Source organism: Kiloniellales bacterium, from assembly GCA_030066685.1.
GTDB lineage: Bacteria > Pseudomonadota > Alphaproteobacteria > Kiloniellales > JAKSBE01 > JAKSBE01.
Genome location: JASJBF010000044.1, coordinates 1 through 20,484, shown reverse-complemented (window position 1 = coordinate 20,484; position 20,484 = coordinate 1). Strand labels below are relative to the sequence as shown.

The 20,484-nt window shown below is 68.5% G+C and carries 18 protein-coding genes; 12 read left to right on the top strand and 6 right to left on the bottom strand.

The annotated features are described in order from the left end of the window. Positions 1-95: 95 nt before the first annotated feature. Positions 96-1,115 carry an IS110 family transposase gene (locus tag QNJ30_23475; protein ID MDJ0946424.1) on the top strand — a complete coding sequence of 340 codons (1,020 nt, stop codon included), beginning with the start codon at positions 96-98 and terminating at the stop codon, positions 1,113-1,115. A gap of 350 nt (positions 1,116-1,465) precedes the next feature. Here the strand turns inward: QNJ30_23475 and QNJ30_23470 are convergent, their stop codons facing one another. Both QNJ30_23470 and QNJ30_23465 read right to left on the bottom strand, forming a co-directional pair. Continuing rightward, positions 1,466-1,993 (bottom strand): 2,4'-dihydroxyacetophenone dioxygenase family protein, encoded by a 528-nt coding sequence (locus tag QNJ30_23470; protein ID MDJ0946423.1) that lies wholly within the window; start codon positions 1,991-1,993, stop codon positions 1,466-1,468. 23 nt (positions 1,994-2,016) lie between these two features. Further along, positions 2,017-2,706: an SDR family oxidoreductase gene (locus tag QNJ30_23465; protein MDJ0946422.1), complete on the bottom strand. Its 690-nt coding sequence runs from the start codon at positions 2,704-2,706 to the stop codon at positions 2,017-2,019. A 261-nt stretch (positions 2,707-2,967) separates the two neighbouring features. Between QNJ30_23465 and QNJ30_23460 the strand changes: the two genes are divergently transcribed. Further along, positions 2,968-4,170 carry a mandelate racemase/muconate lactonizing enzyme family protein gene (locus QNJ30_23460; GenBank protein ID MDJ0946421.1) on the top strand — a complete coding sequence of 401 codons (1,203 nt, stop codon included), beginning with the start codon at positions 2,968-2,970 and terminating at the stop codon, positions 4,168-4,170. Positions 4,171-4,393: 223 nt separating this feature from the next. On the opposite strand, the gene QNJ30_23455 is transcribed toward QNJ30_23460, so the two are convergent. From QNJ30_23455 to QNJ30_23445, 3 genes are all read right to left on the bottom strand, one after another. Then, a complete protein-coding gene (locus QNJ30_23455; protein ID MDJ0946420.1) occupies positions 4,394-5,074 on the bottom strand; it encodes a Crp/Fnr family transcriptional regulator in 681 nt (226 codons plus the stop codon). 119 nt (positions 5,075-5,193) lie between these two features. Further along, positions 5,194-5,949, bottom strand: a complete 756-nt coding sequence (locus tag QNJ30_23450) for a class II aldolase/adducin family protein (protein ID MDJ0946419.1) — start codon at positions 5,947-5,949, stop codon at positions 5,194-5,196. A gap of 114 nt (positions 5,950-6,063) precedes the next feature. Next, positions 6,064-6,852, bottom strand: coding sequence for an amidohydrolase family protein (locus tag QNJ30_23445; GenBank protein MDJ0946418.1), 789 nt, complete (start codon positions 6,850-6,852; stop codon positions 6,064-6,066). A gap of 135 nt (positions 6,853-6,987) precedes the next feature. Between QNJ30_23445 and QNJ30_23440 the strand changes: the two genes are divergently transcribed. The 8 genes from QNJ30_23440 (at position 6,988) to QNJ30_23405 (ending at position 16,488) form a co-directional block, all read left to right on the top strand. After that, on the top strand, positions 6,988-7,722 hold the full coding sequence (locus QNJ30_23440) for a GntR family transcriptional regulator (GenBank protein MDJ0946417.1): 735 nt from the start codon (positions 6,988-6,990) through the stop codon (positions 7,720-7,722). Positions 7,723-7,749: 27 nt separating this feature from the next. Continuing rightward, positions 7,750-8,730: a TRAP transporter substrate-binding protein gene (locus QNJ30_23435; protein ID MDJ0946416.1), complete on the top strand. Its 981-nt coding sequence runs from the start codon at positions 7,750-7,752 to the stop codon at positions 8,728-8,730. Positions 8,731-8,813: 83 nt separating this feature from the next. After that, entirely contained in the window at positions 8,814-9,473 is a 660-nt protein-coding gene (locus QNJ30_23430) for a TRAP transporter small permease subunit (GenBank protein MDJ0946415.1), read from the top strand. Between the two features lie 44 nt (positions 9,474-9,517). Next, a complete protein-coding gene (locus tag QNJ30_23425) occupies positions 9,518-10,780 on the top strand; it encodes a TRAP transporter large permease (protein MDJ0946414.1) in 1,263 nt (420 codons plus the stop codon). Between the two features lie 32 nt (positions 10,781-10,812). Then, the gene (locus QNJ30_23420) at positions 10,813-11,565 is read left to right on the top strand and encodes an SDR family oxidoreductase (GenBank protein MDJ0946413.1); all 753 of its coding nucleotides are present in this window, start codon (positions 10,813-10,815) and stop codon (positions 11,563-11,565) included. A gap of 9 nt (positions 11,566-11,574) precedes the next feature. Next, positions 11,575-13,062, top strand: a complete 1,488-nt coding sequence (gene tcuA / locus QNJ30_23415) for an FAD-dependent tricarballylate dehydrogenase TcuA (GenBank protein ID MDJ0946412.1) — start codon at positions 11,575-11,577, stop codon at positions 13,060-13,062. A 102-nt stretch (positions 13,063-13,164) separates the two neighbouring features. Then, complete coding sequence (locus tag QNJ30_23410) at positions 13,165-14,259, top strand: tripartite tricarboxylate transporter substrate-binding protein (GenBank protein MDJ0946411.1); 1,095 nt, start codon at positions 13,165-13,167, stop codon at positions 14,257-14,259. A 249-nt stretch (positions 14,260-14,508) separates the two neighbouring features. After that, entirely contained in the window at positions 14,509-16,488 is a 1,980-nt protein-coding gene (locus tag QNJ30_23405; protein ID MDJ0946410.1) for a tripartite tricarboxylate transporter permease, read from the top strand. On the opposite strand, the gene QNJ30_23400 is transcribed toward QNJ30_23405, so the two are convergent. Then, positions 16,485-17,399 carry a LysR substrate-binding domain-containing protein gene (locus QNJ30_23400; GenBank protein MDJ0946409.1) on the bottom strand — a complete coding sequence of 305 codons (915 nt, stop codon included), beginning with the start codon at positions 17,397-17,399 and terminating at the stop codon, positions 16,485-16,487. The two genes, QNJ30_23405 and QNJ30_23400, sit on opposite strands and share 4 nt — an antisense overlap. Positions 17,400-17,811: 412 nt before the next feature. Here QNJ30_23400 and QNJ30_23395 point away from each other — a divergent pair, with 412 nt between their 5' ends. Continuing rightward, positions 17,812-18,675 (top strand): phytanoyl-CoA dioxygenase family protein, encoded by an 864-nt coding sequence (locus tag QNJ30_23395; GenBank protein ID MDJ0946408.1) that lies wholly within the window; start codon positions 17,812-17,814, stop codon positions 18,673-18,675. 140 nt (positions 18,676-18,815) lie between these two features. Further along, on the top strand, positions 18,816-20,372 hold the full coding sequence (locus QNJ30_23390) for an MgtC/SapB family protein (protein MDJ0946407.1): 1,557 nt from the start codon (positions 18,816-18,818) through the stop codon (positions 20,370-20,372). The last annotated feature ends 112 nt before the right edge of the window (positions 20,373-20,484 follow it).

Below are 20,484 nucleotides of genomic sequence, written 5' to 3'. Positions count from 1 at the left end.
ACTGTCATGCCCGGACTTGATGGGGTGGATGGCCCCCTTACGGCATCGATGTGCCAAGGTTGGTTATCGCAAAGACCAACGAAGGGAGGCCATCCATGAAGAAGGTTAGCATCATCGGTGTGGATCTTGGGAAGCGCGTGTTTCATGTGCATGGGGTAGATTGCAGTGGTGAGGTTGTGGTCCGGCGGTTGCTGCGTCGCTCTCAGGTTCTGGCTTACTTTGGTCGTCTTGAGCCCTGTCTTGTTGGGATGGAGGCCTGTGCGACGTCGCATTACTGGGCGCGCGCGCTGCGGGATCTGGGTCACGACGTTCGTCTGATGCCGCCGGCCTACGCCAAGGCCTATGTGCGTCGGAACAAGAACGACGCGGCGGATGCGGCGGCGATCTGCGAGGCGGTGAGCCGTCCCTCGATGCGTTTTGTTGCGATCAAGACGGCCGAGCAGCAGGCGGCCTCGGGTCTGCACCGGGTGCGCGCGCTGTTGGTCAAGCAGCGCACGATGCAGACCAACGCCCTGCGCGGTCTGATGGCGGAGTTCGGTGTCGTGGTTGCGGCCGGGCCGCATCACGTCGAGGCCTTGCTGGCGGTTCTGGCCGATCCCGAGGAACGTCGGATCCCGGCGCCGCTGCGCGCGGGCTTGGAGAGCCTGGCGCGGAGCCTGGGCGAGCTGGTGCGCCAGATCGCGGCGGTCGAGAAGCAGATCCTGGACTGGGCGCGCAGCCAGGCGACCTGCCGGCACCTGATCACCATCCCCGGGGTCGGGCCGATCCTCTCCAGCGCCCTGGCCGCGATGGCGGTCGATCCTGCGAGCTTCCGCAGCGGGCGGGACTTCTCCGCCTCGCTCGGCCTGGTGCCACGGCAAAGCGGCACCGGCGGCAAGCTGAGGCTGGGTCCGATCAGCAAGCGCGGCAACGGCTATCTGCGCCGGCTGCTGGTCAACGGCGCGATGTCGGTCTTGAACAGCCGACGGGCCAAGCAGGACCCCTGGCTGGTCAAGCTGCTCGAGACCAAGCCCCGCAAGCTCGCCGCGGTGGCGCTGGCCAACAAGATGGCGCGCATCGCCTGGGCGGTGATGATGCACCAGGAGGACTTCCGGCCCAGGCCGGCGGCGGCCTGAGCCGCTCAAGGCGGGCCCGGAAGACTTGCGAGGGTGAAGAGGCGTGATGGCAAGGTCGGTGAAGCGACAGATCGAGAGCAGCCTTACCCGGGTCAAGGGGCCAAGCAACCCCGCGGACTTGATCAGGCCTCGATCCACGGTTCCCATCAGGGCCTGCGGCCAAAGGCCGCGACAACAGGCCGGACACATGACTGCAAGCAAAGACCGACGCCAAAACCCAAACAAACCCTGGCAAAGCGGGGGCCATCCACACATGATCCGGGCATCCAACGATCAGCCGGCACAATGGATCACCGGGTTGCGCGAAGCGCCGCGCGTACGCGCCCCGGTGATGACAGATGAAGGGAGCCCTACCGGATCAACCCATCCACGTAGTCGGCGCCGAGGCCGACCGCGGCATAGTGCCGGCGGCAAAGGTCGATCTTGGTGAAGACATCCTCGTAGCCCAGGTGATTGCCCTCCGGGTCGACGTAGTACATGACGCCGTTGACCTGGAAGTAGGTGATCATCTCCTCGACGTCGTCGGGCACCACCAGGGTGTGGGTCTCGCCCGGCGGCTCGTAGACGTAACCGCCCTCCTCCGCCACCCAGTCGTGCTCCAGGTAGTGCCAGCGGCCCTTGAGGACGAAGCCGTGCACCGGGTTGGGATGGCGGTGGCGGCTCAGCACCCCGGCCTTGCGGACCCGCAGCAGGTTCATCCAGTAGCCCTGGCTGACGTTGAGGCAAAGCGGCCGGAACCAGACGTTCTCGGCCTGCGGCACCCAGACGCGCTCGTCCTTCGGGATCGCGTCGGGGACGACGATCTCCGGCTGCGCCTCCTTGGGCATAGGGTGCTGATAGGGCACCCGCGGGTCTTCGTCCTTCTTCACCAGGCCCATGACCTCTCCTCTTCTTCTCCGTCTCACATGATCGAATAGCCGCCGTCGACCGTCAGCACCGCGCCGGTCACGAAGGAGGCGCCTTCGCCGGCCAGGAAGAGCGCCGGGCCGACCAACTCCTCCGGGCGGCCCCAGCGCCCCATCGGCGTGCGCGACAGGATGGCGCTTTCGCGCGCCGGGTCGTCGCGCAGCGCCTGGGTCAGCGGCGTCGCGATCCAGCCCGGCGCCAGGGCGTTGACCCGGATGCCCTCGCCCGCCCAGGCGATGGCCAGGGACTTGGTCAGCTGGGCGATCCCGCCCTTGGAGGCCGAATAGCCGGGCACCACGCCACCGCCGAAGAAGCTCAACATCGAGGCGATGTTGATGATCGAGCCGCCGGCTGCGGCCAGCAGCGGCTTGGCCGCCGCGCAGCAGCGCATGGCGCCGTTGAGGTTGACGTCGACCACCGACGCGAAGACCTCCGGCTCCAGCTCCTCGTGGCGCCGAATCACCCCGGCCGCGTTGACCAGGGCGTCGAGCCGCTCGAAGCCGGCCAGGCAGGCCCGGACCGCGGCGGCCTCGGTCACGTCCAGCTCGACGAGATCGAGACCGTCGGCTTCGGTGGCGCCGGCCCCGAGCCCGGCCGCGGTCGCCTGCCAGCCCGCCTCGGCGAAGCCCTTGGCAATCGCCAGGCCGATGCCGCTCGTGCCGCCGGTGACCAGGATGCGTTTCATGGCGCCAGCTTAGGGCTTCGTCCGCCGCTCCGAAAGCCGGGGATGGCGAGGCGCTTCATTGCGGGGGAACAAGCCCTGCTCCCCGGCCCTCTTCTCCGCTGTCATCACCGGGCTTGACCCGGTGATCCATTGGTGTCCACAGCTCCATGGATGCCCGGGTCAAGCCCGGGCATGACAGCGGAGTAAAACCGAATGGTAGGATCGGAGGACAGGTCCAATCACGAACAGAGCTGTAAGCTCGACGACAGGGAGCGGAAACCCATGAAGATCACCCAGTTGGAGACCCTCCGGCTCGAGAGCCGGCCGAGCGTGATCTGGGTCCGCCTGCACACGGACCAGGGACTGGCCGGCCTGGGCGAGACCTGGTTCGGCACCGGGGCGGTCGAGGCCGACCTCCACGAGCGCATCGCGCCGCTGATCCTGGGCGAGGACACCCGCGAGATCGAGCGGCTGAACCGGCGGATGCGGCCCTACGTAGGCTTTGCCGGCACCGGGGTCGAGATGCGCGCCCTCTCGGCGGTCGACGTCGCGCTCTGGGACCTCGCCGGCCAAGCCGCAGACCGTCCGATCCACGCCCTGCTCGGCGGGCCGCTGCGCGCCGAGATCCCGGTCTACAACACCTGCGCCGGGCCGGACTACGTCTCCAAGACCTCGGCCGTGCGGCCCGAGAACTTCGGCCTGCCCGGTGCGGAAAAAGCGCGCCAATTTGAGGACTTGGAGGCCTTTCTCAAGAACGCCGACGAACTGGCGGCCGACCTGCTGGAGACCGGTATCGGCGCCATGAAGATCTGGCCCTTCGACTTCGCCGCAGGCGCCGCCGAGGGTCTCGACATATCCGCCGCGGATCTGGCCCGCGCGCTCGAGCCTTTCGAGAAGGTGCGCGCGGCCCTGGGCGACAAGATGCGGCTCAAGGCCGAGCTGCACGGCCTCTGGAGCCTGCCGGCGGCGAAGAAGATCGCCGCCGCGCTGGAGCCGCTGGACATGGACTGGATCGAGGACCCGGTGTGGATGGACCGGCCAAGCGAGACCGCCGAACTGGCCGCCGCGACGACGGCCCCGATCGCCGGCGGCGAGACCCTGGGCGGCCTCGGCGCCTTCCGGGAGCTGATCGCCCAGGACGCCCTCTCGGTGCCGATCGTCGACCTGACCTGGGGCGGCGGCCTGAGCTTCGCCCGCAAGGTCGCCGCCCTCGCCGAAGCCGCCGGGCTGCCGGTCGCCTTCCACGACTGCTCGGGCCCGGTGACCCTGGCCGCCTCGGTGCAGCTCGCCCTCGCCTGCCCCAACGTCGCCGAACAGGAGATCGCCCGCGCCTTCTACTACGGCTGGTACGGCGACTACGTCGACCGGCCGCCGCCGCTGGAGCGCGGGATGATCCGCGCGCCGGAGGGGCCAGGCCTGGGGATGAAGCTGCTCGATGACGTTTCGAAGCGGAAGGACGCGCGGGTGCGGGTCAGCCGGCTGTAAGCGACGGTGTTCGCCGGTCCAACCTCAGAGGTCGTTTTCCACCCGCTGTCATCCCCGGGGCGCGTACGCGCGGCGCTTCGCGCGACCCGGGGATCCATCGCGCAAGCGGCACCATGGGTGCCCGGATCAAGTGCGGGCATGACAGCCTTTCCTTATCATCGGCGGTTGATCAGGTGGCCCCAGACCTGCGGCGCGATATTGAGTGCTGCTGTCTCACACGACCCTAGCCCCCGCCGACCAGCTTCTCCAGGGCGGCGCGGTCCATGATGTAGAGGTTACGGCCCTTGCGGCGCAGCAGGCCGGCGGGATAGAGCGCGCCGAGCGCACGCGCCACGGTCTCGCGGGTGGTGCTGGCGTGGCTGGCGATCTCGCGCATCGGCGGCAAGGGCCGGACGATCCAGAGATCGGGCGTCGCCGCGTCGGGTACCGCCCGGCGGAGCAGCTCGGCGTAGACCCGCTGGGTCGCCGCCAGGGTGCTGAGCTCCAGGATCCGCAGGTCGCCGGAGCGGATCCGGGACGAGAGGTTGCGCAGCAGCTTCAGGGCGACCCGACCGTCGTCCTGCAGCAGCCGCAGGAAGCGCTCCGCCGGCATGACCGCGATCAGGCTGTCGCAGCGCGCGACCACGCTGGCCGAGCGCGGCTCGCCGTCCAGCGCAGCCAGCTCGCCGATGTGGTTGCCCTGCTCGAGCACCGCATAGGCGACCTCGCGTCCGGACTCGCGCGGGCCGAGGATGCTGACCGCGCCCTCGACGACGAACATGACGTCGCGGCTTTCACTGCCCTCTTCCAGGATCCGCTCGCCGCGACCGTAGCGGCGCCAGCGGCAGGCCTCGGCCAGCCGCTTCAGATCCTCCGGATCCAGGTCCGAGAGAATCCCGATGCCCGCGAGCGATCGCTCGACCACCTTCTCCAACCCTCGCTCGTCCCTCTACCGCGCAGCCGCGCAAAGCCCGGCAACCTTGCGCCCGCGACCGCCCCCGTCTGTGCTCTTTGCCACTCTGCCGGCGCAGCGGCGCCAGCGCTTCAGCTGCGGTAGTCCGGTTCGCTGCGTGCCAGCCGGCGCAGGATCGCGGTCCAGGTGCGCTCCCCACGCTCGTTGCTCTCCTGCGGGCGGCCCCAGTCCTTCAGGTCCTCCATCGCCTCGTCCGGCGGGAACACCAGGTCGACGCCGGCGCGCAACGCATCGACCTGAATCTTGCAGGCGGCCTCGAGGTCGTAGTGCAGCACGAAGGCCTCGCCCGCGCTGCGCCCGCAGGCCAGGATGCCGTGATTGCGCAGCAGCATCAGGTAGGCCCCACCCAGATCCCGGGCCAGCAGCTCGCACTCGTCCTCGGCGTCGGTCACCACCTGGTAGTCGTGATAGGCGAGGGTCCCGAGCACGATCCCGGCGTGCTGCGAGAGCGGCAGCAGGCCGTCCTTTATGGTCGAGACCGCGACCCCGGCGCGGGTGTGGCTGTGCAGGACGAAGTTGATCTCCGGCCGGGCCTTGAGCACCGCGCTGTGAATCAGGTGGCCGGCCTCGTTGTAGGGATGCTCGCCCTCGAGGACCTGGCCGTCGAAGTCGACCTTCAGCAGGTTGGAGGCCGTGACCTCCTCGAAGAACAGGCCGTAGGGGTTGATCAGGTACTGGTCGGTGGTTCCCGGCACCCGCGCCGAGATGTGAGTCGCCAGCAGGTCCGTCCAACCGTAGTGGACGAAGCAGCGGTAGAGCGCGGCCAAGTCTTCGCGCACCCGGCGCTCCTCGGCGTTCGGAACCGCGAGTCTTGCCATCTTCGCCATGGGTCCGCCCTCCTTGGTCGGGATTTGGCACGGGCCGCCCGTCACCGAGTGCCGTGTCATCTTCGCCTGAAGCGCAAGGCGGGGCAACGCCGGAGCGACCGCGCCGACGGACTGCTAGTCGTCTTCCTCGGGATCGGCCCGGCGCCAGGCGTCACGCCAGGCCAAGGTGCGTTCATAGCCGCCGACGTCCGGAAAGCGCGTCCAGGGCCAGTCGCTGCCCCAGAGGACATGCTCGGGACCCAGGGCCTCGACCAGGATGTGGTGCAGCGGCACGCAGCGCCGCGACGCCTCGTCTGCGTCCAGACCCTCGAAGACGCGGTAGGGCGCGGAGGCCTTGACCCAGAGCCGCTCGGCGGGGCCTTCGAGCAGAAGCTTGAGCCCGGCGCAGTGCTGCGGCTGGACCGGATCGGGCAAGCCGAAGTGATCGACGACCAGGCGTTCGCAACGCGCGATGAGCTTCGGCAGCAGCAGCGGCAGGCGCGGGCCTTCCAAGTGCAGCTCGACGTGCCAGCCGAGCCGGTTGACGTTGTCGAAGAAGCGGCTCCAGGTCCGGCCGCGCAGGTCGGGCAGCGGGCGTGCATAGAGGTTCAGCCGGCAACCGATCACCCCGGCCTCTTGCATCGCGAGCAGCCCGTCGAAGGCGCAGTCCGCTTCGACCGCGACCACGCCCCAGAAACGCAGCGGCGACTCCGCGCGGCGCAGCTCCCGCAGTGCGTCGAGGAGGAATTCGTTCGCCGTGCCCAGGAAGCTCGGCTGCACCAGGACGGCACCCGCCATGCGATTGAGCATCAAGAGCCGGCGCAGCAGCGCCAGGGGCGCGTCGGTGTGCGGCGTGTAGCGACGATCCGGCGCCATCGGCAGCGAACGCAGAAAGACGTGCGCATGCCAATCGATCGCGCCCATCGGTTGCGTATCTCCTTGCGGCAGCAGTGCGGGTGCTGTTTGCTTGTTCAAAGCGATTCTCGCAACCTTGACACTTTCAGTCTTATATAAGACTGTTGTTATCCAACCCGCAAGGAGGCAATTCGTTGTAGAGCGATGGATGCGGCACTGACGGGGGACAATCGGCTGCCTCGCTACCAGAGGCTCGCCGAGACTATCAAGAGAGCAATCTCACATCGCCGTTGGCGGCCTGGCGAAAGGCTTCCCTCAGAACAAGACCTCGCCTTGCACTTTACCGTCGCCCCGGGCACGGTGCGCCAGGCCATAACGCAACTGGTGGACGAAGGACTTCTGGAGCGCCATCAAGGCAAAGGCACCTTCGTTCGCAAGCCAAGCTTCGACAGCTCACTCTTTCGCTTCTTCCGGTTCCACGGCACTGACGAAGAACGCCGGGTGCCGGAGAGCGAGATACTCCGGCGCGAGGCCGTGGCCCCACCGCCGGCCGTGGCCGAGACCCTACAACTGGCGCCGGAGGCCACGGTGATCTCGATGGCGCGGCTGCGCCTGCTCGACGGCGAGCCGGTCCTGGCGGAACAGATCTGGCTGCCCTTCGATCGCTTCAAGGCCTTGCTCGATCTCGAGGACGCGGAGATCGGCCCCCTGCTCTATCCGATTTACGAAGAGGCCTGCGGCGAGATCGTCGCCCGCGCCGAGGAGGAGCTGACCGCGGAGGCCTGCTCGAACAAGCACGCACAGTTGCTGAAGCTCAAGAAGGATACGCCGGTCATCGTCATCGACCGCACCGCCTTCGGCTACGACGACACGCCGCTGGAATTGCGCAGCTCGCGCGGCCGGGCCGACAAGTTCCAATACCACATCGAGATTCGCTGACGGCAGCACAGCGGCAGGAGGGGAGCCATGAAGCAGTTCTTTTCGAAAGTGATCGCGGCGGCGGCCCTTGCGGCCTTCGCAAGCGGTGCCATCGCCGAGCCGCGCGAGGTCCGGATCGCCAGCCACGTCTCGGCCTTGTCGCCGCTGCACCAGCAGTCCGAGATGTTCGCCGCGGAGATCGAGCAGCGGCTGCCCGGCCAGTTCCGCTTCGCGCTCTTCCCCGGCGGCCAGCTCGGCAAGGAAAAGGCCCTGATCACCAACGTCAAGGCCGGCTCGATCGAGATGATCAACGTCGCCTCGGGGGTCATGAAGCTGGACAAGAAGCTGGGCGTCTTCGACCTCCCCTGGCTGTTCCAGGACCGCGCCCACGTCCAGCGCGCGATGGCGGCGGGCCTCGAGGACGCGGTGCGGACCCGGATCGAGGAGGTCGCCGGGGTCAAGGTCATCGGCGTCTACGAGAACGGCTTCCGCCATGTCATCAACGCCAAGCGCGCGGTCGCCTCGCCGGACGACCTGGATGGCCTGAAGATCCGGATCTCCGGCGGCAAGTTTCGCCAGGGCGTGTTTCAGCAGATGGGCGCGACGCCGCAGAAGGTGTCCTGGAAGGAGACCTTCACCGCGCTGCAGACCGGGGTGGTCGACGGCGCCGAGGCCGCGACCTATGGCTTCTATGAGCAGAAGCACTTCGAGGTCGCCGAGCACCTGAGCCTGACCGGCCACGTCTACACGCCCTCCTTCCTCCTGGCCTCCAAGAGCTTTTGGGACAGCCTGAGCGCCGAGCAGCAGGCCGCCTTCGAGGCCGTGGGGCAGGCGATCACGGCGCGGGCCTACGAGGCCGCTGCCGGTCTGGAGACCAAGTACTTCGAGGAGATGAAGTCCAAGCTTTCGATCAACGAGGTCGACCTTTCGGCCTTCCAGAAGGCGACGGCCAAGAGCTATGACGACTACGTCGGCACCGAGGGCGACGACTGGCTGAAGCTGGTGCGCGCGGCGGCCAGCGGCAACTGAGCCGGTTTTTGGGGCGGTGGGAGGCGGCGGGGCTCCGGCTCCGCCGTTTCTCATAAGGCGTTCTCAAAGGGACCGGCCTTGAGGTGACCTTGAAGCTCGTCGACCGGATCGTGACCGCCGTGGCCGTGACCTGCCTGGTCGCCTCGACCGCGATGATCCTCGCCAACGTCTTCTACCGCTACGTGGTGCTCGACTGGCTGCGGAGCTGGGCCCGGGCGGCCGACTGGCTTGACCCGCTCTACGACTTTCTGAACGAAGCCTTCGGTGCGGTCAGCGTCACCGCAGACGAAGTGCCTGGCTACCTTCTGGTTTGGATCGCCTTTCTCGGTGCCTACCTGGCCCTGCGGCGCGACGGCCATATCGCCTTCGACCTGCTGATCCGGGCGCTGCCGGCCCGGCCCCGCCGCGTCCTGCGCTTCGCGATCGAGGCCGCCATCCTGGCCTTCCTCGCGCTGCTGCTCTGGCAGTCCCTGCGCATGATCCGGATCGACGGTGCCACCGAGATCGAGACCGCCGAGATCGCTCAGGGCTGGTTCATGGCCGTCCTGCCGCTCTCCGCCCTGCTCCTCGCCCTGCCCGTCGCCCAGCGCCTGCTCGCCTGTGTGCGGAGTGAGGACTTCAGCGATTGGCAAGGGGCGAGCCGCCCCCCCACCCTGCCCCTCCCCCTCCAGGGGGGAGGGAGCTCAAACGGCGCCACCGCGCCTTCCTCCCCCCTTGAGGGGGAGGATCGAGGTGGGGGGTAACTCGTCGTGCCAGGTCGCACGAAGAGCCGACATGAGGCAGGACCATGATGGGCTGGGTGGTCGTGGGTCTGCTCTTTCTGCTGATCGCGCTGGGCGTGCCGATCGGCTTCTCGCTCATGCTGACCGCGAGCTTCGCCATGGCGGTCTCCGGGATCGACCTGATCATGGTGCCGATCCAGATGTTCTCGGGCACCAACTCCGTGGTGCTGCTGGCGATTCCGCTGTTCATCCTGATGGGCGAGCTGATGGGTGCGACCTCGATCTCGCAGCGCCTGATCGCCCTCGCCGCCGCCCTGGTCGGCTGGATCCGCGGCGGCCTAGCCCACGTCAACGTGGTCACCTCGATGTTTCTGGCCGAGATGTCCGGCTCCGCGGTCGCCGACGCGGCGGTGATGAGCAAGGTCTTCGTGCCCTCGATGGCGCGCCAGGGCTATCCGCGCGGCTTCGCCGCTGCGGTGACCGCGACCAGCGCCACCCTCGGGATCATCATCCCGCCCTCGATCCCCATGGTGCTCTACGGGGTGACCACCAACACCTCGATCAAGGAGCTCTTCATCGCCGGGATCCTGCCCGGCCTGATCCTGGGCACCGCCTTCATGGCGACCAGCTACGTCTTCGCCCGCCGCGAAAGCCATCCCGTCGACAGCCGCTTCGAGCTGGCCCGCCTGGGCCGGGCCCTGCTGGGCGCCGCACTGCCGCTGCTGATCCCGGTGATCGTGGTCGGCGGCCTGATCGCCGGCTTCGTGACCCCGACCGAGGCCGCTGCGACCGGGGTGCTGGCGGCCCTCGCCTTCGGGCTGCTGCTGCAGCGCGACCTGGGCGCATCCAAGCTCTACGAGATTTTGGCGACCACAGTGCGCCAGACCTCGGTGGTGATGATGATCATCGCCGGCAGCGCGGTGCTCGGGCAGTTCCTGGCCAACGAGCAGTTGCCGCAGAAGCTCGCCGCCGGCCTCGGCGGGATCACCGACGACTACGTGCTCCGGCTCTTGATGATCAACGCCTTCCTGCTGCTGCTCGGCATGTTCCTGCACGCCTCGGCGGCGATCATCGTGGTCGTGCCGATGCTGCTGCCGCTGGCCCGCGACATGGGCATCGACCCGGTACACTTCGGCGTCATCGTCTGCCTCAACCTCGGCATCGGCCAGCAGACCCCGCCGGTCGCCTCGGTGCTCTTGACCGTCTGCTCGGCGACCGGGCTGCGCATCGAGCAGGTCATGGGCTACGGCAAGTGGTTCATCCTGGCGATGTTCGCGGTCCTGATGGTGGTAAGCTTCGTTCCGGGGACGGCGATCTGGTTCAAGTAGTCCGAGGAAGAGGGATCGGGAGGGAGTACGCGATGGACCTGCAGCTCGACGGCAAGACCGCACTCGTGACCGGGGCCAGCGCCGGCATCGGCCGGGGCATCGCGCTGGCCCTGGCCCGCGAGGGGGTGCGCCTGGCGATCACCGCCCGCCGCGAGGACGCCGCCCGGGAGACCGCGGAGCTGATCGCCGCGGCCGGCGGCCCACCGGCCGCGGTAATCCTGAAGGAGATCCTCGACACCGACGCGCCCTCGGTGATCGCCGAGACGGCCATGGCGGAGCTCGGCCGGGTCGACATCCTGGTCAACAACGCCGGCGGCAGCCGCCCCTTCGAGCTCCACACCGACGAGGACCGCTGGGAGGAGGCCCTTACCCTCAACTTCACCCGGCCCCGCCAATTGACCGATCTTCTGATCGACCAGATGACCGAGCGCGGCTGGGGCCGGGTGATCAACATCACCGGCAAGTCTGAGCCGGAGGGCATCAACGGCGCCTTCTGCGCCAAGGCCGCGGTGCATTCCTGGGCCAAGGGCCTGTCGCGCCTGGTCGGCCCCAAGGGCGTGACCGTCAACTGCATCCCGCCGGGACGGATCATGAGCGACCAGATCCGCCGCAACTACGCACCGGCGTACCGCGAGGAGCAGGCGGCGACCGAGATCCCCATGCGCCGCTACGGCGAGCCGGAGGACCTGGCGGCCCTGGCGGCCTTTCTCGCCTCGCCGCTTGCGGGCTACATTACCGGCACCGTCATCCCGGTCGACGGCGGCCTGCGCCGCTATCAGTTCTGAGGAGGTTCCGTGTCCGAGTCCTACGACATCGTGGTGATCGGCGCCGGCAACGCGGCGCTCTGCGCGGCCCTGGCGGCCCAGGAGAACGGCGCCCGGGTGCTGGTCCTGGAGCGCGCCCCGGAGGACGAGAACGGCGGCAACTCGCGCTTCACCGCGGGCGCGATCCGCTTCGCCTACGACGGCGTCGAGGACCTGAGGGCGGTCATGCCGGACCTTTCCGAGGAGGAGGTCGCCCAGACCGATTTCGGCACCTATTCGGAAGACCAGTTCTTCGACGACATGTTCCGGGTGACCCAGTACCGCTGCGACCCGGACCTGGTGGAGCTGCTGGTCCGGCGCTCCAAGGCGACCATGGTCTGGATGCGCGAGAAGGGCGTGCGCTTCGTGCCGATCTACGGCCGCCAGGCCTTCAAGGTCGACGGCCGCTTCAAGTTCTGGGGCGGCCTGACCGTCGAGGCCTGGGGCGGCGGGCCGGGCCTGGTCGACTCCCTGACCGCGGCCGCCCGCGAGCGCCAGGTCCAGATCGAGTACGACGCCCGGGCCACCGAGTTGATCTTCGACGGCGAGGCGGTGACCGGGGTCCGGGTCCGGCGCCGCGGCGGCAAGCCGGAAGAGGTCGCGGCGAGGAGCGTCATCATCGCCGCCGGCGGCTTCGAGGCCAACCCGGAGTGGCGCACCCGCTACCTCGGCCCGGGCTGGGAGATGGCCAAGGTCCGTGGCAGCCGCTTCAACACCGGCGACGGCATCAGGATGGCCCTGGACATTGGCGCCGCGCCCTACGGCAACTGGTCCGGTTGCCATGCGGTCGGCTGGGAGCGCAACGCCCCTGAGTTCGGCGACCTGGCGGTGGGCGACCAGTTCCAGAAGCACTCCTATCCCTTCGGCATCCTGGTCAACGCCTTGGGCAAGCGCTTCGTCGACGAGGGCGCCGATTTCCGCAACTACACCTACGCCAAGTACGGCCGGGAGATTCTAAACCAGCCCGGGCAATTCGCCTGGCAGGTCTTCGACCAGAAGGTCGCCCACCTGCTGCGCGACGAGTACCGGATCAAGCAAGTCACCAAGGTCCAGGCCGAGACCCTGGAGGGCCTGGCGGAGCGGCTGGAAGGCGTCGACCCCCAGGGCTTCCTCGACGAGGTCGCGGCCTACAACGCCGCCGTGCGCGAGGACGTGGCCTTCGACCCCAACGTCAAGGACGGCCGCCGTACCGAGGGCCTGGCGGTGCCGAAGTCGAACTGGGCCAACACCCTGAGCGCGCCGCCCTTCGAGGCCTATGCCGTGACCTGTGGGATCACCTTCACCTTCGGCGGCCTGCGGGTCGACACAGGCGCCCGGGTGCTCGACACCGACCTGCGGCCGATCCCCGGTCTCTTTGCCGCCGGGGAGCTGGTCGGCGGGATCTTCTATCACAACTATCCGGGCGGCACCGGGCTGATGTCGGGCTCGGTCTTCGGCAAGATCGCCGGGACCGAGGCGGCGCAGGGCCTACGATCGTGAGGTTCCCCGGGCCCTGCCGAGAGGTTAAGGTGACGCCTTAAGAAGACGAAAGAAGCGACTCAACCAACGCAATAAAGCGAGCCAAATAGAGGGAGGCAAAAGATGCAGCGTAGAACGGTCCTGACCCTGGCGGCGGTGGCCGCCGCGGCCCTGGCCCTGCCGGGGGCGGCTTCGGCGGAGGTCGACTTCTCCGGCAAGCGGATCGAGTGGATCATCCCCTTCAAGGAGGGCGGCGGCTCCGACACCTGGGCTCGCTTCTACGCCCCTCTGCTGGCGGCGAACCTGCCCGGCCAACCGACCCTGGTGGTCAAGAACATCAAGGGCGGCGGCTCGACCATCGGCGCCAACCAGTTCACCGCACGGGCCAGGCCCAACGGCCTGACGGTGTTCGGCACCTCGGGCTCGACCCAGTTCCCCTACCTGCTGAACGACCCGCGGGTCGAATACGAGTACAAGGACTGGCGCCTGGTGATGGCGACGCCGACCGGCGGCGTCTTCTACGTCTCGACCGGACTCGGCATCGAGAGCGCCGCCGATCTCACCAAGCTGGCCGGGCGCGACGACCTGAAGTTCGGCAGCCAGGGCGCGACCTCGCTCGACCTGATTCCCCTGCTCGCGCTGGAGATGCTCGAGATCCGGCCCAAGGCGATCTTCGGCATGAAGGGCTCCGGCGGCCGGCGCCTGGCCTTCGAGCGCGGCGAGACCAACCTGGACCACCAGACCTCGGCGGCCTTCATCAAGAAGGTCAAGCCGCTGGCCGACGCCGGCAAGGCCTTGGCGCTCATGACCTGGGGCGCGGTCGACGGCAAGGGCGAGATCGTCCGCGATCCGACCTTCCCCGACCTGCCGAGCTTCAAGGAGGTCTACACCCAGATCAAGGGCGAGGCGCCTTCGGGCCCGGCCTGGGAAGCCTGGAAGTCCTTCATGATCGCGGGCTATGCGGCCCAGAAGATGATCTTCCTGCCCAAGGGCACGCCGGACGACGTCCTGGCCGCCTGGCGCGACGCCGCGGAGAAGACGATCACGGCGCCGGATTTCCAGGAGAAGTCGGCCAAGGTCCTGGGCCTCTATCCGCAGAAGGCGGGCGAAGCCGCGCAGCCGCTCTTCGACATCGCGCTCAACGTCGACCCCAAAGCCAAGCGCTGGGTCATCGACTGGCTGAACGCAACCTACGACACGGGCCTGAAGCAGGACTGAGCGTCAGGAGGCGTGGCGCTTGCGTGTGAGATCTCGCCTGTAGGTCCATCTACTCGGCTGTCATTGCCGGGCTTGACCCGGCAATCCATGGAGCGAACCGCAGGATGGATGCCCGGATCAAGTCCGGGCATGACAGTTAGTGGGAGGCAAGCCTGGGGCAAACACGAGTAGCGTCACGCTCCGGCCTATCGGCCCTTTCAAGGCCGTCCGGCCGGTCCGAACTCACCTGCCGACCAAGGGAACCCCGTCATGCTCGAGGCCCTGCTGCTCGCCCTCGGCAATCTGCTCACCCTGCAGCACGCCCAGTTCCTGGCGCTGGGCGTGCTGCTCGGACTGGCCGTGGGCATCTTCCCGGGCCTCGGGGGGATCGTCGGGCTGTCGCTCTGCCTGCCTTTCCTCTGGGGCATGGACCCGACCTCGGCCCTGGCCCTGCTGATCGGCCTGGTCGCCGTCATCCCGACCTCGGACACCTTCACCTCGGTGCTGATGGGCATCCCGGGCTCCAGCGCCAGCCAGGCCACCGTGCTCGACGGCTTCCCGCTGGCCAAGAAGGGCGAAGCCGCGCGGGCCCTCGGCGCGGCCTTCGCCGCCTCGCTCTTCGGCGGGCTCTTCGGGGCGGTGATCCTGACCGGCTTCGTGCTGGTCGCCCGGCCGATCATCCTGTCCTTCGGGTCGGCCGAGCTCTTCATGCTGACCGTGCTGGGGCTCTCCATGGTCGGCGTCCTGGCCGGGCGCAGCATCTGGAAGGGCCTGGTCGCCTGCGGCCTCGGCCTGCTGCTGGGCATGCAGGGCGGCGCCCCGGCGACCGGCGAATGGCGCCTGACCTTCGGCTCCAACTACCTGACGGACGGCGTTCCGCTTGTGGTCCTGGCGCTGGGCATCTTCGCCGTGCCGGAGATCGTCGACCTGCTGCGCCGGGCCGGCGCAATCTCCGAGACCCAGCGTCTGGGGGCCGGCTGGCTGCGCGGTCTGAAGGACATGCTGCACAACAAGTGGCTTTGTCTGCGCTGCGCCGGCCTGGGATCGCTGGTCGGCGCCCTGCCCGGCCTCGGCGGCAACGTGGTCGACTGGATCGCCTACGGCCACGTGGTGCAGACCACCCGCGGGCCCTCGTCCTTCGGCAAGGGCGACATCCGCGGCGTCCTGGCCCCGGAGTCGGCCAACAACGCCAAGGAGGGCGGCGGCCTGATCCCGACCCTGATGTTCGGCATCCCGGGCTCGGGCTCCATGGCGGTCTTCCTCGGGGGCCTGATCCTGATCGGCTACGAGCCCGGTCCCGGCTTTGTCGAGACCAGCCTGGACGTGACCTACACCATCGTCTGGTCGCTGGCGCTCGCCAACGTGCTGGGCGCCGGGCTCTGCCTCTTCATCTCGCCCTTCGTCGCCCGCCTGACGACCATCCCCTACCACTACCTCGCGCCCTTCATGGTGATGATCATCTGCTTCGCCGCCTACCAGGGCACCCGGCACTGGGGCGACATCATCGCGCTCGCCCTGGTCGGCATCCTCGGGATCTACATGCGCCGCTTCGGCTGGCCACGGCCGGCCCTGCTGATCGGCTTCGTCCTGGCCGACAACGCCGAGACCTACCTCTACCAGGCGGTGCAGTTCTACGACTGGGCCTGGGTGGCACGTCCCGGAGTCCTCGTCATCGGCGCCATCACCCTGCTGTCGATCTGGATGGGCGCGCGCCGCTCGCCCAGCGCCGAGGCCGCGGCGGAAAGCACCGCCACGATCGAAGGATCGCAGCGCAACCCGCAGCTTCTCTTCGCCGGGCTCGCCGCCCTCGCCCTCGCCGTCGGGCTGGTCGACAGCATCGGCCTGTCCTTCCTGGGCAGCGTCTTTCCCCTCGCGGTCAACGGCGTGATGCTGCTGCTGGCGCTGGTGGTGATCTGGAAGATCTGGCGGGGCGATGCCGGCGACCGGACGGTCGAGGACCAGGAGCTGACCCTGCCCGAGGGCGTCCCGCGGCCGAAGCGCTCGGCCGAGTTCTACTTTCTCGCGATCCTCGGCCTGCTGGGCCTGGCGGCCCTGGTCGGGTTCTTCCTCGCGGTGGTGATCTTCTTCCTGGCCTTCATGGTCGGGCTGGCCCGGGTCCGCCTGCCGACCGCGGCGATCCTGGCCGGGGCCGCCGCGGCCTTCCTGGCGACCATGTCCTACGTCATGGTCCTCGACTTCCCGGGCGGCTTGCTGCAGTCCCTGTTCGAACTGCCCTGGCCGTTGAGCTAGTCGAGGCCGGCGGTCTCGGCCTCGAGGAAGTCGAGCAGGGTCCGGGCGGCGGGGGCGAGCGGCGCGGCCTCGCGGGTGACGATCTTCAGGCGGCTGCGCGCCCAGGTCTCGCCCAGCGGCGCGCCCTCGATGGCCAGGGCGCCCAGGTAGGGCTTGACGCTGCTCTCCCGCAGGAAGCCGACGCCCAGGCCGGCCTCGACCAGACGCCGGAGGGAGTCGAAGCGGGTCACGCGCAGGCTCGGCTCGAGCGGCTTGCCGATGTCCTCGGCCGCCTGGTGCAGCATCTCGTCGAGCACGCCGCCCTGATGCAGGGAGATCACCGGATGATCGAGCGCGGCGGCGAATGCGACCGGCGTGCCCGCCGCGCGCCCGGCGAAGAGGGGATGGCCGCGCGCGGCGATCACCCAGACCGGATCGGCGCAGAAGTCCGTCACCGCGAGGCCGGCAAGGTCCTCGGAATCGGCAACAACGCCGAGTTCGCAGTCGCCGTCGCGGACCGCGGCCACGGCCTCTGCGCTGTAGAGCTCGACCAGCTCCAGCCCGACCTCCGGCCAGCGCTCGCTGGCGTCCTTCAGGAGATCCGCCAGCCGGCCGACGATGGCCGAGGTCACGGCGGCGATGCGGACGCGGCCCCGCTGGCCCTCGGCGAAGTGCTTCAGCGCGGCGTCCAGGTCCCGGACCTGGGTCAGAAGCCGGCGGCCGTGCTCGGCGAAGACCTCGCCCGCGGGCGTCAGCACCACGCCGCGGGGCCGGCGCTCTAGCAGGGGCGCGCCGAGGGTCAGCTCGAGGTCGTGGATGCGGCGGCTGACCGCCGAGGCCGCGATGTGCTCGCGCCGGGCCGCGCCGGCGATGCTGCCGGCTTCAGCAATCGCCAAGAACAGCCTTATGGTGACGATGTCGAAGCTCTGCATGACCCCGCTGCGGCTGCGTCCTGCCCCCTTCGCCCTGCGCGGCGGCGGCCCCCGGGCCGATCCCGGCCTGCCGCTTGAAGTCCTCCGAGAGGGCCTGCAGGGCCTCCGGCCCCCGATACTGGACGGCCTGCGCCCTTTCGCCAACGTCAATCGCGGCAAAGAGCAAGCGCAGGAACAGCCGGATCGCCCGCATGACACCCTCCATCTCCGCCAGGCGCGAAGCCTTTCCACCGCAAGATGCGATCCCGGCGGCGCCCGGACCAGCGCCGCCTGGCGACGGCAAGCATCTCGACTCGCGACGGCGGCCCATCGGCCCAGATCACACCTCCGCACCCCTGGCGCGGCTTGCCAGACGCCGGCATCTGGCCGAAGGTCTTGGGACCGCATCCCGCGCAGGATCGAGGCCGCTGCCATGAAGGGCCAAACCGGCGCCCGCCCCCAAGTGCCGCCCAAGGACATCGCCGCCTTCCGGCGCGACGGCGTCGTCGCCCTGCGCCGGGCCTTCGGGCAAGACTGGATCGATCTCCTGCGCCGGGGCATCGCGGCCGACCTCGCAAACCCGAGCCCCAACCTCGGCAATCACTGCAAGGACCCGGCGGCACCGGCCTACTGGGAGGACTTCTGGTGCTGGTCCCGCTTTCCCGAGTTCGAGCGCTTCGTCCGGGAGTCGCCCTGCGCCGCCATCGCCGCCCAACTCCTGGGCGCGGAGCGCATCAACCTTGTCATGGACAACTGGTTCCTGCGAGAGGCCGGATCGCAGTCGCGTCCGCCCTTTCACCACGACATTTCCTACTTCGACTTCGCCGGCTCGATGTGCGTGCTCTGGCTGCCGCTGGAGCCGGTCTCGCAGGAGAACGGCATCGCCTTCGTGCGCGGCTCGCACCTCTGGGACAAGCTCTTCCTGCGGGTCCGCTTCGACGACGGCCACCGCGTGGACGGCGAGGCCTTCGAGGTCCGGGGCGAGCGCTACGAAGCGCCGCCGGACATCGAGGCCGACCCGGAAGCCTACGACCTGCTGCGCTTCGATCTCGATCTCGGCGACTGCCTCTACTTCGACATGCGCACGCTCCACGGCAGCCTCTCGACCGCCACGCCGAGCGAGACCGTGCGGCGCTATACCCTGCGCCTGACCGCGGAGGACGGGCGGATCCGCTACCGCGGCGACTGGGCCAGGGAAGAACGGGCGATCTTCGAAGCCCGGGGCTACCGGGACGGCGACCCGATCGCCGGCGACTTCTTTCCGCAGCTCTGGCCTGAGGTTTTCGGGGCGCCCTAGAGCGCCCGAAGCCGGGAATACCGAAGGTCTCTTGGAAGGAGCCCGGCAGCGGGCCCAGGAAGACGCCCCGCCCGCTGGTTCCTGCGGGTATAATCCGAGGCCGACGCGGGGACCGAATCTGACAACTGAGGGGGGATGGCATGGCGCAAGAGGAACTCCTGGAGCTCTTCGTCAGCTTCGGGCTGGCCGGCGCGCTGGGCTTCCTGATCGGCCTGGAACGATCGATGACAGTGCAGCAGGATACCAAGGCGGGGCTGCGCGACTTCGTCATCGTCGCGCTGATCGGTGCCATTAGCGCCCAGGTCGCGATCTCCTTCGGCAACACCTGGCTGATCGCCGTCGGCTTCGCCGGCTTCCTCGCCCTGCTCGTGGTGTCCTACTGGGCCGATCGGAAGAAGGACCTCGAAGACACTGGCGTCACCACGGAAATAACGGCCATCGTCACCTTCTTTCTGGGCGTCCTGACGATCCAGAAACTGCACGCCCTGGCGATCGCCTTGGCGATCGTGATGCTCGTCATACTCTCGCAGAAGCGGGTGCTCTATCGCTTCGCCTCGGATATCAAGGCCTTCGAGCTCGACGCGACGGTCAAGTTCCTGGTCATCACCTTCATCGTTCTGCCGGTCCTCCCGGCGCGGTCCCTGGACAACCTGCTGACCTATTCGCTGGGCGAGGTCGCCGCGATCGAGCGTAGCACCAACGAACTCGCCTTCCTTCCGCTGGAGGGGCAGGTCTTCCAGGCCGGCCAAGACCTGAACCTCTACGACGACGCGGTTTTCCTCGGCGTGCTGCGGATCGAGAGCGTGACCGAGGACCGGGTGTCCGGGACCTTCGACGGAGGCGACATGGCCGGGCTGGGCGAAGGAACCGCCCTCTACACGCCCTTGGCGCCGATGTTCGTGATGCACATGCTGGCCGCCCTGAAGCCCTTCAAGGTCTGGCTGATCGTGGTCCTGGTCTCCTTCATCAGCTTCATCGGCTACATCCTGGTCAAGGTGCTCGGCAGCGGCGCCGGGATCGGCCTCACCGGCCTGATCGGCGGCCTGGCATCCAGCACCGTGACGACCCTGAGCTTCGCCAAGCGCAGCAAGGAGCTGCCGGCCTGGAACCAGCTCTTCGCGGTCGCGATCCTGCTGGCCTCCGCGATCATGTTCCCGCGCCTGCTGATCCAGATCGGCGTGTTCAACCAGGCGCTGATGCGTAACATGGCGGTGCCGATTCTGGTCACCGGCGCCGCCGGGGTGATCATGGCCGCGGTCTTCTTCCTGCGTTCCAAGAAGCTGGTCGCCGGAGACGCCGAGGGCGGAGAGGTCGCTTTCGACAACCCCTTCAGCCTGAAGTCCGCCATCACCTTCGGCCTGGTCTTCGCCACCATCCTGATGGCGACGCGCCTGGCCATCACCTACCTGGGCGAGGCCTGGCTGCCCGTGGTCGCCATCGTGAGCGGCCTGACCGACGCCGACGCCATCGCCTTCTCGCTGAGCGACGCCCAGAGGTCGGGGCTGATCTCGCTCGACTGGGCCGCCTTCAACGTCGTGCTCGGCGCCCTGTCCAACACCTTCGTGAAGCTCTTCTTCGTCTTCACTCTGGGGCACCGGGAACTCTTCAAGCACCTCCTGCTGTCAATCCTGGTGATGGGCGCGGCCGGCCTCGCCACCATGTTCCTCTACTACGACCTGAGCGAGCTCGGCCTGTGACGAAGCGCCAGCGAGCGGCCCGCTAGAGCGGGATGACATTAAGCCAATCCGGCTTCATGTCTGAATCCCGCTCTACTTCAACAGTTTAGAGCACGATTCAGATATGAGGTTG

Excerpts from the sequence above, each read along its gene's own strand:
- QNJ30_23475 (MDJ0946424.1), top strand. The coding sequence starts at position 96 with ATGAAGAAGGTTAGCATCATCGGTGTGGATCTTGGGAAGCGCGTGTTT.
- QNJ30_23470 (MDJ0946423.1), bottom strand. The coding sequence starts at position 1,993 with ATGGGCCTGGTGAAGAAGGACGAAGACCCGCGGGTGCCCTATCAGCAC.
- QNJ30_23465 (MDJ0946422.1), bottom strand. The coding sequence starts at position 2,706 with ATGAAACGCATCCTGGTCACCGGCGGCACGAGCGGCATCGGCCTGGCG.
- QNJ30_23460 (MDJ0946421.1), top strand. The coding sequence starts at position 2,968 with ATGAAGATCACCCAGTTGGAGACCCTCCGGCTCGAGAGCCGGCCGAGC.
- QNJ30_23450 (MDJ0946419.1), bottom strand. The coding sequence starts at position 5,949 with ATGGCGAAGATGGCAAGACTCGCGGTTCCGAACGCCGAGGAGCGCCGG.
- QNJ30_23445 (MDJ0946418.1), bottom strand. The coding sequence starts at position 6,852 with ATGGGCGCGATCGATTGGCATGCGCACGTCTTTCTGCGTTCGCTGCCG.
- QNJ30_23440 (MDJ0946417.1), top strand. The coding sequence starts at position 6,988 with ATGGATGCGGCACTGACGGGGGACAATCGGCTGCCTCGCTACCAGAGG.
- QNJ30_23435 (MDJ0946416.1), top strand. The coding sequence starts at position 7,750 with ATGAAGCAGTTCTTTTCGAAAGTGATCGCGGCGGCGGCCCTTGCGGCC.
- QNJ30_23425 (MDJ0946414.1), top strand. The coding sequence starts at position 9,518 with ATGATGGGCTGGGTGGTCGTGGGTCTGCTCTTTCTGCTGATCGCGCTG.
- QNJ30_23420 (MDJ0946413.1), top strand. The coding sequence starts at position 10,813 with ATGGACCTGCAGCTCGACGGCAAGACCGCACTCGTGACCGGGGCCAGC.
- QNJ30_23410 (MDJ0946411.1), top strand. The coding sequence starts at position 13,165 with ATGCAGCGTAGAACGGTCCTGACCCTGGCGGCGGTGGCCGCCGCGGCC.
- QNJ30_23405 (MDJ0946410.1), top strand. The coding sequence starts at position 14,509 with ATGCTCGAGGCCCTGCTGCTCGCCCTCGGCAATCTGCTCACCCTGCAG.
- QNJ30_23400 (MDJ0946409.1), bottom strand. The coding sequence starts at position 17,399 with ATGCAGAGCTTCGACATCGTCACCATAAGGCTGTTCTTGGCGATTGCT.
- QNJ30_23395 (MDJ0946408.1), top strand. The coding sequence starts at position 17,812 with ATGAAGGGCCAAACCGGCGCCCGCCCCCAAGTGCCGCCCAAGGACATC.
- QNJ30_23390 (MDJ0946407.1), top strand. The coding sequence starts at position 18,816 with ATGGCGCAAGAGGAACTCCTGGAGCTCTTCGTCAGCTTCGGGCTGGCC.